The 16,010-nt window shown below is 42.2% G+C and carries 14 protein-coding genes; 6 read left to right on the top strand and 8 right to left on the bottom strand.

Annotated elements, in window-relative coordinates; genetic code table 11:
* Window positions 1–169 precede the first annotated feature (169 nt).
* From rsmG to rpmH, 8 genes are all read right to left on the bottom strand, one after another.
* Window positions 170–892 carry a 16S rRNA (guanine(527)-N(7))-methyltransferase RsmG gene (gene rsmG / locus DXC01_RS06185; RefSeq protein ID WP_118698521.1) on the bottom strand — a complete coding sequence of 241 codons (723 nt, stop codon included), beginning with the start codon at window positions 890–892 and terminating at the stop codon, window positions 170–172.
* 15 nt (window positions 893–907) lie between these two features.
* Window positions 908–2,797 carry a tRNA uridine-5-carboxymethylaminomethyl(34) synthesis enzyme MnmG gene (gene mnmG, locus DXC01_RS06180; RefSeq protein WP_118698520.1) on the bottom strand — a complete coding sequence of 630 codons (1,890 nt, stop codon included), beginning with the start codon at window positions 2,795–2,797 and terminating at the stop codon, window positions 908–910.
* A gap of 30 nt (window positions 2,798–2,827) precedes the next feature.
* On the bottom strand, window positions 2,828–4,201 hold the full coding sequence (gene mnmE, locus DXC01_RS06175) for a tRNA uridine-5-carboxymethylaminomethyl(34) synthesis GTPase MnmE (RefSeq protein WP_022213275.1): 1,374 nt from the start codon (window positions 4,199–4,201) through the stop codon (window positions 2,828–2,830).
* Window positions 4,202–4,471: 270 nt separating this feature from the next.
* Window positions 4,472–5,419, bottom strand: coding sequence for an RNA-binding cell elongation regulator Jag/EloR (gene jag / locus DXC01_RS06170; protein WP_118698519.1), 948 nt, complete (start codon window positions 5,417–5,419; stop codon window positions 4,472–4,474).
* Between the two features lie 23 nt (window positions 5,420–5,442).
* Window positions 5,443–6,702, bottom strand: coding sequence for a YidC/Oxa1 family membrane protein insertase (locus DXC01_RS06165; RefSeq protein ID WP_199704977.1), 1,260 nt, complete (start codon window positions 6,700–6,702; stop codon window positions 5,443–5,445).
* Window positions 6,703–6,769: 67 nt separating this feature from the next.
* Window positions 6,770–6,979, bottom strand: coding sequence for a membrane protein insertion efficiency factor YidD (gene yidD, locus DXC01_RS06160; RefSeq protein ID WP_118252502.1), 210 nt, complete (start codon window positions 6,977–6,979; stop codon window positions 6,770–6,772).
* On the bottom strand, window positions 6,960–7,325 hold the full coding sequence (rnpA, locus tag DXC01_RS06155; RefSeq protein ID WP_118252503.1) for a ribonuclease P protein component: 366 nt from the start codon (window positions 7,323–7,325) through the stop codon (window positions 6,960–6,962). The genes yidD and rnpA overlap by 20 nt, the downstream gene beginning before the upstream one ends.
* 55 nt (window positions 7,326–7,380) lie before the next feature.
* A complete protein-coding gene (rpmH, locus tag DXC01_RS06150; protein ID WP_005423866.1) occupies window positions 7,381–7,515 on the bottom strand; it encodes a 50S ribosomal protein L34 in 135 nt (44 codons plus the stop codon).
* 622 nt (window positions 7,516–8,137) lie between these two features.
* Here rpmH and dnaA point away from each other — a divergent pair.
* The 6 genes from dnaA (at window position 8,138) to rsmA (ending at window position 15,754) form a co-directional block, all read left to right on the top strand.
* The gene (gene dnaA, locus DXC01_RS06145; protein WP_022213783.1) at window positions 8,138–9,511 is read left to right on the top strand and encodes a chromosomal replication initiator protein DnaA; all 1,374 of its coding nucleotides are present in this window, start codon (window positions 8,138–8,140) and stop codon (window positions 9,509–9,511) included.
* A gap of 191 nt (window positions 9,512–9,702) precedes the next feature.
* The gene (gene dnaN, locus DXC01_RS06140; RefSeq protein WP_118698518.1) at window positions 9,703–10,818 is read left to right on the top strand and encodes a DNA polymerase III subunit beta; all 1,116 of its coding nucleotides are present in this window, start codon (window positions 9,703–9,705) and stop codon (window positions 10,816–10,818) included.
* Window positions 10,819–10,829: 11 nt separating this feature from the next.
* Window positions 10,830–11,039, top strand: coding sequence for an RNA-binding S4 domain-containing protein (locus DXC01_RS06135; protein ID WP_118698517.1), 210 nt, complete (start codon window positions 10,830–10,832; stop codon window positions 11,037–11,039).
* Window positions 11,040–11,041: 2 nt separating this feature from the next.
* A complete protein-coding gene (gene recF / locus DXC01_RS06130; protein ID WP_022213780.1) occupies window positions 11,042–12,127 on the top strand; it encodes a DNA replication/repair protein RecF in 1,086 nt (361 codons plus the stop codon).
* A gap of 91 nt (window positions 12,128–12,218) precedes the next feature.
* Window positions 12,219–14,864 (top strand): hypothetical protein, encoded by a 2,646-nt coding sequence (locus tag DXC01_RS06125; RefSeq protein WP_243111560.1) that lies wholly within the window; start codon window positions 12,219–12,221, stop codon window positions 14,862–14,864.
* Window positions 14,865–14,878: 14 nt separating this feature from the next.
* Entirely contained in the window at window positions 14,879–15,754 is an 876-nt protein-coding gene (gene rsmA, locus DXC01_RS06120; protein ID WP_118698516.1) for a 16S rRNA (adenine(1518)-N(6)/adenine(1519)-N(6))-dimethyltransferase RsmA, read from the top strand.
* Window positions 15,755–16,010 lie beyond the last annotated feature (256 nt).

Here is a 16,010-nt window from a genome sequence, read left to right as displayed (position 1 = left end):
CAGAAGATGCTTCCGGGCGAAACAGAGATAGGGGGGTACCCGGAAACATCTTTTATTACAGAGCGGATCTTACATCCGCTCCTTGAAATATTCTATGAGAAAGTTGTGATAAAAATTGGATAAATCTGTGAGGATTCTGTGAAAAGGAATTTGAGAAATTCAGGATAATTTATGACAAAGGTTCTTTAAGCGGAGTACCCGCTTTGCGTGGATAACGTCCCGGGGTCGCTTTGACCTTCTCGATCACAACGAGGGAGCGCTGGATCTCTGAATCCGGAAGCTGGAAATAGACAACATCCTGGATCCTGCCGCCGAGGATCTTGACTGCTTTCTGTGCCTGCTCTACTTCTTCCTGTACAGTACCTGATTTATAGGAAATAAAAAATCCACCTGTCTTCACATATGGAAGACAGTATTCTGATAAAGTTGCCAGATTGGATACCGCACGGGAAACACAGAGATCATAAGTTTCGCGGTATGCTTTGTTTTTGGCAAATTCTTCGGCTCTGCCGTGGATCGCAGTGATATTCTCCAGTTTCAGAAGCTGGAAAGTCTCCTCAAGGAAGTTCACTCTTTTTTTGAGAGAATCCAGAAGGCAGGCTTCCAGATGCGGGAACGCGATCTTGAGCGGAACGCCCGGAAAACCTGCACCTGTTCCGATATCCATGATCCTGTTTACCTTGCTCATATCCACTGCTTTTACGCAGGCAAGGCTGTCCAGGAAGTGCTTTACCAGCACTTCCTGAAATTCTGTGATACCGGTCAGGTTCATGACTTTATTTTTTTCTACAAGATATTCGTAAAAATCTGTAAACTGCTTTTTCTGGACTTCATCGAGAGTGATGCCAAGTTCCTGGCAGCCTTCTTCCAGTATTGTTAAATCATATGCCATTGATCTGCTCCTTCTTTATGCATTTCGTCTGTACTGTTCCAGATATACAAGAAGCACAGAGATATCTGCCGGAGATACGCCGGAAATTCTGGACGCCTGTCCGATAGATACCGGGCGGTATTCTTCCAGTTTCTGTCTTGCTTCAATACGGAGGCTTCCGACTTTTTCATAATCCAAGTCCTCCGGGATCTTCTTTGCTTCCAGTTTCTTGAACTGTTCTACCTGTTTCATCTGACGCTTGATGTAGCCTTCGTATTTCAGATTGATCTCAACCTGTTCTTTTACGTCCCATGGAAGTTCCGGACGTTCTTTGTCGATCGGCGCAAGGTCTTCATAAGTGAGTTCCGGTCTGCGAATCAGTTCTGCGATGGTTGTTCCGGATTTCAGAAGAGTGCTTCCTTTTTCTTCAAGGAGCTTCTGCACTTCCGGATTTCCTCCGATCGTCGCATGTTCTGTTCGCTCAATTTCTCTTGCGATCGCTGCTTCTTTTTCAAGAAGTTTCTGATAAGTCTCCTCGTCGATCAGACCGACCTGATAACCTTTCTTGCGGAGACGTAAATCTGCATTATCCTGTCTGAGAAGCAGACGGTATTCTGCACGGCTTGTCATCATACGATATGGTTCGTGGTTTTCTTTCGTAACAAGGTCATCGATCAGAACGCCGATATATGCCTCGGAACGGTCAAGGATCAGCTGTTCCTGTCCCTTAACTTCCATAGCCGCATTGATTCCAGCGATCAGTCCCTGTGCAGCTGCTTCTTCATATCCTGAGCTTCCGTTGAACTGTCCGCCGCTGAAAAGTCCCTTGATCTTCTTGAATTCCAGTGTCGGATAAAGCTGCCGCGGATTGATGCAGTCATACTCGATCGCATAGGCGTTCTTTACGATCTTTGCATGCTCCAGTCCCGGTACGGAGTGGTACATCTCATCCTGAACATCTTCAGGAAGGGAGCTTGACATTCCACCGACATACATCTCGTTTGTATAAAGTCCTTCTGGCTCGATAAATACCTGATGGCGTTTCTTATCAGCAAATCTTACTACTTTGTCCTCGATGGACGGGCAGTATCTCGGTCCTGTTCCCTCGATCATTCCGGAATACAGAGGGGAACGGTCAAGGTTTGCACGAATGATCTCGTGTGTTTTTTCGTTTGTGTAGGTAAGCCAGCAGGATTTTTGCTCGATCTGCACGCTTTCCGGGTCTGTGAAAAAAGAGAACGGTACAACTCTCTTATCACCAAACTGTTCTTCCATCTTGGAATAGTCGATGGTATTTCCTGCGATTCGTGCCGGTGTTCCTGTCTTGAAACGGAACATTTCGATTCCAAGTTCCTTGAGTGAATCCGTCAGATAGTTTGCCGCCTGCAGTCCGTTCGGACCTGTATAGTTGCTGACATCACCATAAATACAGCGTGCCTTGAGGTAAGTTCCTGTGCAGAGTACGACCGCCTGGCAGTGATAAACTGCACCTGAATATAATTTTACACCTGTGATCTTTCCATCTTCTACAAGAAGTTTGGTTACTTCTCCCTGTTTGATCGTAAGGTTTGACTGGTTTTCCAGAGTCTTACGCATCTCTGTGCTGTATGCCTGTTTGTCTGCCTGCGCTCTGAGTGAGTGAACTGCAGGTCCCTTGGACTGGTTCAGCATTTTGGACTGAATAAAAGTCTTGTCAATATTTTTGCCCATTTCCCCGCCGAGTGCATCCAGCTCTCTTACCAGATGTCCCTTGGAGCTGCCTCCTACGTTCGGGTTACACGGCATCAGTGCGATACTGTCCACACTGACTGTAAACATTACGGTATCAAGTCCCAGTCTTGCACAGGCAAGAGCTGCTTCACATCCTGCATGACCGGCTCCAACTACAACGATATCACAGTTTTTCTCCAGTCTTCTGTCCTCCATTTTTATCTTCCCTTCTTTTCTAAATTGCGTTTATTTTCCTGTACAGAATTTACTGAAGATCTCATTGACCAGATCCTCCCCTACGGATTCTCCCACGATCCTTCCGAGGCTTTCGTAGGCATTCATAAGGTCGATGGAAAAGAAATCTTCTGCCATTCCCATATCAATACTGTTCTTCACAAGTTCCAGGCTTTCTTTCGCTTCTTCCAGTGCAGCTTTGTGTCTTGCATTTGTGATGTATACTTCATCATTAAAAGAAAGTTCTCCCTGGAAAAACATGTTCTTGATCTCATCTTCCAGTTTACGGATCCCTGTTTCTTCCACTACAGAAACAGGGATCACCGGACTTCCGGTACGCTGCTTTATTTTCTCCATATCTACGACCGGCTCAAGGTCTGTCTTGTTGTAGATCACGATGCTTTTTCTTCCGGAAAGTAATTCTATGATCTCTTCATCGTTTTCGTCAAGTGGTCTGGATGAATCTACAACATACAGGATAAGGTCTGCGTCCTCTGCCATCTGTTTGGCTTTGCCGACTCCGATCTTTTCCACTACATCCTCGGTTTCGCGGATTCCTGCGGTATCGATCACGCGAAGTGTAATTCCGTTCAGAGAAATGTATTCCTCCAGGATATCCCTCGTTGTGCCTTCGATCTCTGTGACGATCGCGCGGTCTTCGCCTACCAGGAAATTGAGGAGGGAAGATTTGCCGGCATTTGGTTTACCGAGGATAACTGTCTTGATCCCCTCCTGGATCATTCTTCCGTCGTCGGCAGTTTTCAACAGGTCCTGGATCTCTTTGGTCTCTTTATCCACAATGACTCTTAATTCCTGTGGATAGCCGGTGAGATCGTAGTGCTCCGGATCATCCAGGGCAGATTCTATATATGCGATCTGGTAGAGCAGTCTGCTCCGGATCTCTTTTACGGCACGCTGTACGGAGCCTTTGAGCTGTTCTACGGAGCTCTTGAGTGCCATGGAGTTTTTGGCCTGAATGACATCCATGACAGCCTCCGCCTGCGACAGATCCAGCCTTCCGTTTAAGAAAGCTCTCTTTGTAAATTCTCCTGGTTCTGCGATCACGGCTCCGTTTTTGAGCACGGTTTCCAGAACCTTCTTCATGGCATAGACTCCGCCATGACAATCTATTTCTACGGTGTCCTCACCAGTATAAGTGTGAGGTCCTCTCATGATCATAACCAGAACTTCATCAACCACATCTTCTCCATCATAGATGAAACCGTAATGGATCGTGTGGCTCTGTACTTCCCTGATATTTTTCTTTCCGTTTTTGGAACGATAGATCCGGGAAATCACATCCATTGCTTCATCTCCGCTGATACGGACGATCCCGATTCCGGACGCACTCATAGCAGTTGAGATCGCAGCGATCGTTTTTTCCATAATTCCTCCTTATAAAAAAAATGTTATCCCAGAAGAAAGCACACGCCAATCACGTGTTATTCACGCTTTCACCTAGAATAACATTTTATATTTCAGTTGTGAACTGTTTTCACTGCTGATTTAATGTTACTGTTCACTTCTTTCACAGTAACTTGGTCAAAATCCATTCCAAATCACCTACGGTGATGGGATTTTGCCCTGTATGTCTCGGGATTTTGCCATATTCATGGCAAAACACCTCGCGGGATACTACCTGTGAGCAGTAACACTTTAGTATCTCTTTAATTTGACAACTACGTGACGGTATGGTTCTTCACCTTCACTTACTGTCTCTACGAATTTATTTCCCTGAAGTGCAGAATGGATGATTCTTCTCTCGTAAGGATTCATTGGCTCGAGAACTACAGATTTTCTTGTTTTCTTGACCTTGTAGGCGATTCCCCTTGCCAGGTTCTCGAGAGTTTCTTTTCTGCGTCTTCTGTAATCCTCTGTATCGAGTTTTACTCTGATATAGTCGGATTTGCCTTTGTTTACAACGAGGCTTGTAAGGTACTGGAGAGAATCAAGTGTCTGTCCTCTCTTACCGATCAGGATTCCCATATCCTGGCCTTCAAAATCGACTTCCAGACAGCCATCTGTTGTGTTATATTTGGATGTGATCTGGACTTCTCCGAGATCCATGGATGCAAATACATCATGAAGGAAAACAGATGCTCTCTCTTCGATCTCTTTGATCTCTGCCGGATCAGTGATGATCTCGATCGGCTTGGATACTCTTACCGGTTTTTCTTTGGCCGGTTTCAGCTCCCTTACTGGTTTCTCTTTGTAAACTCTTTCTTTCGGCTGTTTCTCTCTGACCGGTTTTGCAGGTTTTTCTTCTCTCGCTGCCTCTGGCTTTACTTCTTGTTTATTAGAAGTTCTGGCAGGTGCCTTTGGTGCCGGCTTCGGTGAAGATTTCTTCTGTTCCGGTTTCGGCTCGTCCTTGAATGCATCCAGTTTGACAGAAGCTACGATTTCCTCGAGTTCCTTTTCTTCTGAATGATCCTCTACTTTGCGAGCTTTAATGATCGCAGGCTTACTTCCAATTCCGAAAAATCCGGAACTTCCTTCGCTGATTACCTGAATGTCAAGCTGATCACTGGTCACGCCCAGTTCAATACATGCTTTTGTGATTGCTTCATTTTTGGTTTTTGCTGAAAACTGCATATATTCATTCATGATAAAACCCCGACCTTCCCTCTCTATTTCTTCTTGTTTTTCTCATCAAAAGCTTTGACCATATTTGCTTTTGCGGTAATGCTGCCTTCTTTTGCATGGGAAGCATTCTGGTAAGCTTCTTCTACTTTCTTCGCACGGTTTGCTTCATCAGAACCGCTCATACCTTTGTCGATCTTGTTGATATTCTTTACGCTCTGATGTGCCTGGTTTGTGATCTTCTGCGGCGGAAGTCCTTCTTTTGCACGTTTGGCTTCCATCTTCTTCATATTCTCGTTTACGAGATCATCAATGTTCATCTTGTTCAGGTGACGGTTGATGAGAAGCTGCTGGATACTTCTTACTACGGCACTTGCGATCCAGTAAATACCAAGACCTACCGGGAATGTGAAACAGAAAAATGCAGACATAAGCGGCATTACTGTATTCATAGTCTTCATGGAGCTTGCCATTGCATTATTCTCGCCACCGCCCTGTGTTGCTGCCTGTGGCATAAGCTTCAGGTTGAGCATCTGTGTTGCCCATGACAGAACCGGAATTGCAAGAGCTGCAATGATCAGGATCAGGGATCCTGTTTTGATATAGCTCAGCGGCTGGTCTGCGATGTTGAGCACACCAAAAGTCTGCATCTTCTGGATCTCGGAAGCAGTTTTGCTGATCTGATCTGAGAATCCGGAGAACTGACTGATATCCTGTAAGGATTTCCACTGGGATGGAGACAGAGCATACAGGAAATCTACGATAGAATCTGCATTATCTGTGACCTGTCTTACTCGTGTCATCTTGTTGTCTGTGATAAAGTTATTGACGATATCTGCAAATCCATCTACTGCAAGGATCTGTGTGCAGACACCATTGAACACATTATATACACTGCTTACATAAGCAGGGATATTCTGGATTACCTGATACAGAGCATACAGGATTGGGAGCTGGATAGCGAGCTGAACACAGCTTCCTGTAGGGGATACACCGTATTTCTGATATACCGCCTGGGTTTCCTCCTGCATCTTCATCATTGAATCCTGATCTTTTTTACCCTGATATTTCTTCTGGATTTTCTGGATCTCCGGCTGCATGATCGCACTCAGCTTAGAGAATTTCTGCTGTTTGATCTGCAGAGGAGTCATAAAAAGATAGATCAGAATACTGAAAATAATAATACAAAGGCCAAGGTTCTGAATTCCAACCATATCCAGCACTTTGTAGATACCGTTCATGATCCAGCCCATCACGATTGCGACCTGGCCGATGATCGGGGTACCACTTTTAGTAGCCAAAATCATACTTTCCAATTTACTTGTTCCTCCTGGATGATCTTATGGAACAACTTCATGATTGATCCATTTACCTTTATGGTACGGGATCATATCCCCCATGAGAAAAAGGATTACAACGTAATATTCTCCATATTGCCAGTAATCCTCCCCTGATTGCACCATATTTTTCGATTGCTTCCAAACCATATTGAGAACATGTGGGAATATAAGGACATTTAGTTCTCTTCATCGGTGATATATATTTCTGATAGAGACGAATCATTTTAATAAGAAGTTTCTTCATCAGTATGAACCTCTTCTATGATCTGATGTTTCCCTGCCAGATGCATGAAAGCACTCTCTATCTCCTGATAGCTCCTGCCCTTCGCTGCTGGTCTGGCAATTACAACAATATCAAGATTTCTCCTGAAAAGTTCTTCATTCAGACGATAGCTCTCTCTTACCAGTCTGGTGAGCCTGTGGCGAACCACACTATTCCCTACTTTTTTACTTACTGATATTCCCAGACGATTCTTCATGTACTGATTATCCAGTACGTACATCACCAGATACCGATTTGCTTTTGATGTTCCATGTCTGTATACCTGCTGAAAATCTTTGTTTTTCTTTAAGGACTCTGAATATTTCATCGAATCCCCTTTCTTTATTATAGAAGAAAAGACCACATAACTGCGGTCTTATATCTTAGGCTGATAACTGCTTTCTTCCTTTTAATCTTCTGGCTGCTAATACTTTACGGCCGCCCTTTGTGCTCATACGAGCTCTGAAACCATGAACTTTCGCTCTAGATCTTTTCTTTGGCTGAAATGTCATTTTCATAGGTAAAGCACCTCCTTTATCTATTATCCCTATTCATACTATTATCATAGAACATCGTTTTAATTATATTCATTCTGCACCCGTTCGTCAAGCAAAAATTCACAAAAAATCCAATAAAATTAAGTGTTTCCGACACTTTCAAAATAACCCACACTCAATTGTGGAAATATCTGGTTTACGTAAAGTTATCCACTTTTTGTGGATAACTTGTGGATAACTTAAACTTTTTCGGCTGTTTTATCCTCACATACCCCCATATTTTTACACATATTCCTAAAAAAATCCTTTATTTTACAGCATTCTCTCTGTGGACAAAGTTATACACATTCCACAGGGGTAAGTATCCGCCTGTACGGATGTTATGTAAACTTATAGGGGATTATCCACACTTTCCAACTTATGCACATGTGGATAAAGTGGATAACTTGTGGACAACACCCGATTTTAACCACACAAACCATTTTTTCAGGGGATAATTTTACACAAATAATGATTGATTAACCACTGGATTTATTATAATATATAAAAGGATATCTATGTCCAATTGACCAATTGTAACTGTGAAAGTACTGAACAGTTACGAATAATTTACACACATTCAAAGGAACCAGGAGTTTGAAATATGGATAAAGTTATAGAAAAATGGGATGAAATTCTTCAGACAGTCAAACGTGACTACAATATCAGCGACGTAGCCTTCAATACATGGCTCAAACCGCTCGAAGTCTACGATGTGACTGACAATGTCATCACAATTTTAGTCCCATCTGAACAGGTAGTTCTGATAAACCTTCTTAATAAAAAGTACAAACTTCTTCTCCAGGTTACCATCTGCGAACTGACTGGAATAAGTGAGTGCGATGTCAAATTCATATCTCCTGATGAAGCACCTCAGAAAGATGTTCCTTCTTATGATAATGCAGCACCTGCAATGTCAGATATCGAACGTCGCTGTGAAGATGCACATTTGAATCCGAAATACATTTTTGATACTTTCATTGTCGGAAATAATAACAAATTTGCTCAGGCCGCAGCCCTTGCTGTTGCAGAATCCCCGGGAGATACCTATAATCCGCTGTTTATCTACGGAGGTGCAGGACTTGGCAAGACTCATCTGATGCATTCCATCGCTCATTATATTATTGAACATGATGAAAACAGCAAAGTTTTGTATGTAACCAGTGAAGAATTCACAAATGAACTGATCGAAACGATCCGAAACGGAAATAACTCCGCAATGTCCAAATTCCGTGAAAAATACAGGAATATTGATGTTCTTCTGGTCGATGATATTCAGTTTATTATAGGAAAGGAATCCACACAGGAGGAATTTTTCCACACTTTCAACAGTCTGCACAGTGCCAAGAAACAGATCATCATTTCTTCAGATAAACCACCGAAAGATATGGAAATTTTGGAAGAACGCTTCCGTTCAAGATTCGAATGGGGTCTGATCGCAGATATTACCTTACCTGATTACGAGACCCGAATGGCAATTCTCCACAAAAAAGAAGAGCTCGAAGGCTACAATATCAGCGAAGAAGTCATTAATTACATTGCAACAAACATCAAATCCAATATCCGTGAGCTGGAAGGTGCCTTTAATAAGGTAATGGCAAGTTCCAAACTGGAGAAAAAGGAAGTAACCCTTGAACTTGCCGAGCAGGCACTCAAGGATATCATCTCCCCAAATGAGCAAAAAGTTATCACTCCGGATTATATTATTTCCGTTGTTGCAGAACACTATCATGTAACTGTAGCGGAACTCTGCGGAAACAAGCGTAGTTCCAAGATCGTCATGCCAAGACAGATCGCCATGTATCTCTGCCGTGAGATCATTGACACTTCTCTCAAGACGATCGGCAAAAATCTTGGTAACCGTGATCACACTACAATTATGCACGGAATTGAGAAAATCGAAAAAGAATTAGCAACAAATGATAACCTCAAAAACTCCATCGCTACCTTGAAGAAAAAAATTAATCCACAGGGTTAAGTGACTTATCCACACCCACTTTCAAAGTTATCTGGTAGTTTTACACGTAGTTATACAGTCCTCAAAACCTTTATTTTCAAGGTTTGAAAGACTTTTACACATAATCCCCATCCCCTAAGGCGGCTACGGCGGATATCTATATATTTATATATTTATAAAAGCAATTTTCAAACACGAAGGGAGTTATACACATGAAGATTATCTGTCCCAAAAATAATCTATTAAAAAGCGTAAATATTTCTTTGAAAGCTGTTCCTTCTAAAACAACCATGCCAATCCTTGAATGTATCCTTATGGATGCAACCACAAACCAGATCAAATTTACAACAAATGATATGGAATTGGGCATTGAAACAATCGTAGATGGACAAATCGAAGAAAAAGGAATGGTTGCACTTGATGCCAAAATCTTTTATGAAATCATCAGAAGACTTCCGGACAGTGATGTAACTATCAAAACTGACAACAACTATGTAGCAACGATCACCTGTGAAAAAGCCAAGTTTACAATTCCTGGCAAAGCAGGCGAAGATTTTGCATACCTTCCTGTTATCGAAAAAGACGAAGCACTGACCCTTTCTCAGTTTACTTTGAAAGAGATGATCCGTCAGACTATTTTTTCTATTGCAGTCAATGAAAACAACCGTTTGATGACTGGTGAATTGTTCGAAATCAAAGATAATTGTCTGAAGATTGTTTCTCTGGATGGACACCGTATTTCCATCAGAAAAATGCCATTGAAGCGAAATTATTCAGATCGCAAGATTGTCGTTCCAGGAAAGACACTCAGCGAGATCAGCAAAATCCTCTCTGGAGAAATTGACGATCAGGTTAGTATATATTTCACAAAAAACCACATTTTATTTGAATTTGATCGGACAATTGTGGTATCCAGACTGATTGAGGGAGAATATTTCCGAATTGATCAGATGCTTTCCAGTGATTACGATACAAAGATCAGTGTAAACAAGAAAGAATTCCTGAACTGTATTGACCGTGCAACACTTCTTGTAAGAGAAGGAGATAAGAAACCGATCGTAATTGAGATCAGTGATGGTAAGATGGAGCTGAAGATTGATTCTTCTATGGGATCTATGGATGAAGAGATCGACATTGAAAAAGAGGGTAAAGATATTCTTATCGGATTCAACCCGAAATTCCTGATCGATGCTTTGAAAGTTATTGATGATGAGACGATCCACATGTATCTGATGAATCCAAAAGCACCATGCTTCATCAGAGATGACGAAGAAACATATACTTATCTGATCTTACCAGTTAACATCAGTCAGAATCAGGCCAGATAAGGAGGAGGATTATTTTGGAAATTACGATCAGAGATGAATTTATCAAACTTGGACAGGCTTTGAAACTCGCCGGAGTTGTAGAGGACGGTGTTCAGGCAAAATATGAAATTCAGGATGGAAATGTAAAAGTAAATGGTGAAGTAGATCAGCGGCGTGGACGCAAAGTATACGTTGGTGATGTGATCACTTTTGAAGGTCAGGAAATCAAAGTTATAAAATAATTATGTATATTGAATCTGTACAACTTCAGAATTTTAGAAATTACCGTGAATTGCAGCTTGATTTTGACAAAGGTACAAATATTTTTTACGGAGATAATGCACAGGGAAAAACCAATATCCTGGAATCTGTCTATATCTGTGGAACGACAAAGTCCCACAAGGGCAGCAAGGATAAAGAACTGATACGGTTTGGGGAGGAAGAATCCCACATCCGCATGATGATCAAAAAAGACGGACTTTCCTACAAGATCGACATGCATCTTCGCAAAAACAAGGCAAAGGGAGTTGCAATTAACGGTCTTCCGATAAAAAAGGCAAGAGAACTGTTTGGAATCGTGAATCTTGTCTTTTTTTCACCGGAAGATTTAAATATTATCAAGAATGGTCCGGGGGAAAGACGCAGGTTTATGGACCTTGAACTCTGCCAGCTGGATCAGATCTATCTTACAGATCTGGCTGGATATAATCATATCGTGAACCAGAGAAATAAACTTCTCAAAGATATGTATCATAATCCGGCACTTAAGGATACGCTTGAAATATGGGATCTGCAGATGCTCCAGTACGGGCAGAAAGTCATCAGCAAAAGAAAAGAGTTCGTAAAAGATCTGAATACAGTCATAAAGGAAATCCACAGCAACCTGACAGGGGGAGAGGAACATATTGAAGTACTCTATGAGCCCAGTACGGAGGCTGAATTTTTTGAGGAAACGCTCAAAAAGAACAGAGACAGAGATATCCGGATGAAGATGACTTCCTCCGGACCTCACAGGGATGATCTTTGTTTTATGGTAAACGGGGTGGATATACGAAAGTTTGGCTCACAGGGGCAGCAGAGGACCGCAGCATTATCTTTGAAACTTTCAGAAATTTATCTTGTAAAAGAAAAGATCAAGGATACGCCGGTACTTTTGCTGGATGATGTACTTTCAGAGTTGGACAGCAACCGTCAGACCTATCTTCTTGACTGTATCCATGATATACAGACTCTGATCACCTGTACTGGACTGGATGATTTTGTAAGTCATCAGTTTCACCTGAACAAAGTTTTCAAAGTTGTCAAAGGAGAAGTGTTTGAGCCTGTTTAAAACAGAGTTCTATGGATAAAAAGAAAACGTAAGAAACAGTTTTGACAAGGATATTAGTGTATGTTACACTGTTCATAATCTTGGAAAGTTGGTGAATATATTGGACAAAGAGGAATTTCGGATCAAACTTGAAGAAATTAACCGCCTTGTAGAGAAGAAGAACTACAAGGATGCCATGGAAGTTGTAGACAGTATTGACTGGCGTCGTGTAAAGAATGTTCATACCCTTTGTGTTGTTGGTGAGATCTATGCAGCAAACAAGCGGTATGACGACAGCAGGGAGATTTTCCTTCTGGCTTATCACAGAGCTCCTATTGGCAGAAATATTTTGTATCGATTAATCGAAGTATCCCTCAAGATGAAGGATATTGATGAGGCAATGGAATATTATGATGAATTCCTGGAAGTTGCCCCTAATGACAGTACACAGTATGTATTAAAATATAAAATCCGCAAAGCAGAACAGGCTCCGCTCGAAGAGCAGATCAGAATTCTCGAGGATTACAAAGAGAAAGAATTCACAGAGAGATGGTCATACGAGCTGGCTAAATTATATTATCAGAATGGAGATACCAAGAAATGCCTGGATCTCTGTGATGAAATGGTTCTCTGGTTCAGTGATGGTAAGTATGTCATGAAAGCCCTGGATCTTAAGAGTCGTATGGGAATGCTGAGTGGTAAAGAAAAAGAAAAATACGATAAACAGTTTATTCCGAATCTCAAGACAGTGGAGGATTCCGCTGAGAATAAAGAAGAGGTTCAGGATGGAGAAGCGAAAGAACCACGGGCAGAAGCAGCACCGGCAGCAGATGATGATGCACCTGTGATCGACAGCGTAGATATTGATGAGCGTGATGTTAATGGAGCAGAAAGCCTTCAGGAAAAAATCTCCAAGGGAATCCGCGATATCTTTACAGGAAAGAAAAAAGAATCCGAAGAGGAATTTATGAAGGAAGAGGAGGAAGCACCTGCTGAGGAGGTTCCGGAAGAAATGATCAAGGATATTTCTTCAGAAGCAGAACCGACAAATGTACCGGAACTTGAACCGGAAGATGCAGTGATCCCGCCTCCGGCAACACCTGGAACTTCTATTTTCAGCACGATCGAGGAGAAGATAGAAGAAGTTACAAATCAGGAGATCAAGGATGAACAGGAAGAGACACCGGAAGAAGTAACTGAGGAAGTCAGTGAAGAAGAACTTCCGGATGTAGTGATCGAATCTGAGGAAACAGATGCTGAAGAAGCAGAGGAGCTTCCGGAAGCTGAAGAAGAACCGGAAATCGAAGAGGTTGAAATTCCAGAAGAAGAAGTGAAACCGCTGGAGACAGAGGATGACTTTGTTGATTCGGCAGAGGAAGAGAAGACAAAACTTCCTGAACTTGAGATCCCGGAAGCAATGAAGAATGTTGGAATGGAAAATCCATTACATACAGAAATTCCGAAAGCACCGGATATCTGTCTTCCGGGAGCAGAAGATTCTGAGGAGACACCTGATTTTGAATTTAATCTGGAAGATACGATTCTTGCAGCAGCAACTGCACAGGGAATTGAAATTCCGGATGAACCGATAGTGAAAGAAGAACCGGTTCAGGAAGTAAATACTGCAGAAGAGGATGCTGAGGATTATATGTCTGAAGAGGATCTTCGCAGTGCAGAAGAAGAATTCCTGAACGGACCTGTCAAGAAGCAGGATTCGGAAGACGAAATTTATGATGATCTGGATTCTTATAAGATGGAAGATGACTCTGATGAAGATTTCGGTGAGGAAGACGGCTACGAAGATGAGGATATCAGTGATCTTGAGGAAGAAGAATTCCTTGCAGATCAGTATGAGGATACTGTAAAAGCAGCCAAGACTCCTGAAAAGAAACCAACTCTCAGAAAATCCGGCAGGAAAGCAAAACAGCAGGAACCGGAAGATGACGACATGGAGCAGCTTCTCTATACTGTTGAGCCGAAACGCAAAGTCAGGGATATCATTCCGAGAGAAAAGAAGATGACCGCAGATGAGGAGAAACTCTTTACCTACTTTGCGAAAGTTCCGGGCTTAAGGGAACAGATCGTGGATGCACTTTATGATGCGCAGATCTGTGCTTCTGACAAGACTTCAAAGACAGGAAATATTATTGTGATGGGTGGCCGTGAGACAGGAAAGACAAGACTGATCTCAGGACTGATCCCGGCGATCTGCAAGGAACTGAACCTGGAGGCATCCAAGGTTGCCTATGTATTTGCGGATCAGATCAATGGCAAGAATGTAGCAGAGATTGTTCGTAAGATGTCAGGCGGTTTCCTGGTTATCGAAAACGCCAATCAGCTGGCAAAAGAAACAGTTAATCAGTTGAATAAGGCAATGGAGTTCCGGACTGACGGACTGATCGTGATCATTGAGGATGAAAAGATCGGAATGCGTAAACTGATCGCAAGATTCCCGAAATTTACATCCAAGTTTACATCTATGATCAATATTCCGGTATTTACCAACGATGAACTTGTTAATTTTGCGAAAATCTACACAAGAGAGAACGGATACACCATCGACCAGATGGCAATGCTGTCGCTGTATAACCTGATCAGCACAAGCCAGAAGGAAGATCAGCCGATGAATATCGGTGCGGTCAAGGACATCATTGACAGTGCGATCGCCAAATCAAGAGGAGGTCTTCGTAAACTGATCTCCAAGAAAAAAGTAAATCAGGATGGATACCTGGTACTTTACGAGAAAGATTTTAATTAGTGAGAGGAGAAAATATGGCCAGACCTTATCTTGGAAATCCTAAATATACCATTGAAGTCCTTCAAAAGTACGGTTTTGTATTCCAGAAAAGGTTTGGTCAGAATTTTCTGATCGATACCCATGTTCTGGAGCGTATCATCGAAGCTTCCGAGATCACCAAAGATGATTTTGTACTGGAGATCGGACCGGGAATCGGAACGATGACACAGTATCTTGCAGAGGCAGCAAGAGAAGTAACAGCAGTTGAGATTGACGATGCACTGATTCCGATCCTTAAGGATACACTTAAGGAATGGGACAATGTAACCGTTCTTCACGGAGATATCCTCAAGACAGATATCCGTAAGATCGCAGATGAGAAGAATCAGGGGCGTCCGATCAAGGTCGTTGCAAATCTGCCATATTACATTACGACACCGATCATTATGGGCTTATTCGAAAGCCATGTTCCAGTAGATTCGATCACGGTAATGGTACAGAAAGAAGTGGCAGACAGAATGCAGACAGGTCCTGGTTCCAAGGATTACGGGGCACTTTCACTGGCTGTACAGTATTATGCAGAACCAAAGATCGTTGCAAATGTACCGCCGAATTGCTTTATGCCGCGGCCGAAGGTTGGAAGTGCGGTGATCCGCCTGACGAGACATCAGAATCCGCCGGTAACAACGCTGGATGAGAAATTAATGTTCCGTCTGATTCGTGCATCTTTTAACCAGAGAAGAAAAACTCTGTCAAACAGTCTTAAGAATTCACAGGAACTGCCGTATTCCAAGGAAGAGGTAGAAGCTGCGATCAAAGAATGTGGACTTCCGTTGAATATCAGAGGGGAAGCACTGACGCTGGAACAGTTTGCCAGACTGTCAGATACATTTTCGAAATTAAATAAATAAGCAAATAAAAAGCATCCGGTGGCTGGTCGGATGCTTTTTATTATTTATTAAATTTAAAAGGAAGGAGAGTTGATAACCATTTCAGGCTATCAACATATGAAAAAGAAAATTATAAAAATAATGTTGGCTGTATTATTTTTATGGTCTTAGTATAGCCAGAAAATATGATGGAATCGTGTTGAACTTATGAAAAAACAGTGAACAAAGGTCAAAAGTTTTATGAATGACAGCCAGATAAAAAATTTTTACAGCATAG

Source organism: Blautia sp. OM07-19, from assembly GCF_003481595.1.
In the GTDB taxonomy this organism is placed as follows: Bacteria; Bacillota; Clostridia; order Lachnospirales; family Lachnospiraceae; genus Blautia_A; species Blautia_A intestinihominis.
Note: the sequence above shows the minus strand (reverse complement) of the source record. Positions and strands in the feature narration are given on the sequence as shown.

What these genes read in the sequence shown, in the direction of transcription:
- rsmG (WP_118698521.1), bottom strand. Translation starts at nt 892, where the DNA reads ATGGCATATGATTTAACAATACTGGAAGAAGGCTGCCAGGAACTTGGC.
- mnmG (WP_118698520.1), bottom strand. Translation starts at nt 2,797, where the DNA reads ATGGAGGACAGAAGACTGGAGAAAAACTGTGATATCGTTGTAGTTGGA.
- mnmE (WP_022213275.1), bottom strand. Translation starts at nt 4,201, where the DNA reads ATGGAAAAAACGATCGCTGCGATCTCAACTGCTATGAGTGCGTCCGGA.
- jag (WP_118698519.1), bottom strand. Translation starts at nt 5,419, where the DNA reads ATGAATGAATATATGCAGTTTTCAGCAAAAACCAAAAATGAAGCAATC.
- DXC01_RS06165 (WP_199704977.1), bottom strand. Translation starts at nt 6,702, where the DNA reads ATGATTTTGGCTACTAAAAGTGGTACCCCGATCATCGGCCAGGTCGCA.
- yidD (WP_118252502.1), bottom strand. Translation starts at nt 6,979, where the DNA reads ATGAAGAAACTTCTTATTAAAATGATTCGTCTCTATCAGAAATATATA.
- rnpA (WP_118252503.1), bottom strand. Translation starts at nt 7,325, where the DNA reads ATGAAATATTCAGAGTCCTTAAAGAAAAACAAAGATTTTCAGCAGGTA.
- rpmH (WP_005423866.1), bottom strand. Translation starts at nt 7,515, where the DNA reads ATGAAAATGACATTTCAGCCAAAGAAAAGATCTAGAGCGAAAGTTCAT.
- dnaA (WP_022213783.1), top strand. Translation starts at nt 8,138, where the DNA reads ATGGATAAAGTTATAGAAAAATGGGATGAAATTCTTCAGACAGTCAAA.
- dnaN (WP_118698518.1), top strand. Translation starts at nt 9,703, where the DNA reads ATGAAGATTATCTGTCCCAAAAATAATCTATTAAAAAGCGTAAATATT.
- recF (WP_022213780.1), top strand. Translation starts at nt 11,042, where the DNA reads ATGTATATTGAATCTGTACAACTTCAGAATTTTAGAAATTACCGTGAA.
- rsmA (WP_118698516.1), top strand. Translation starts at nt 14,879, where the DNA reads ATGGCCAGACCTTATCTTGGAAATCCTAAATATACCATTGAAGTCCTT.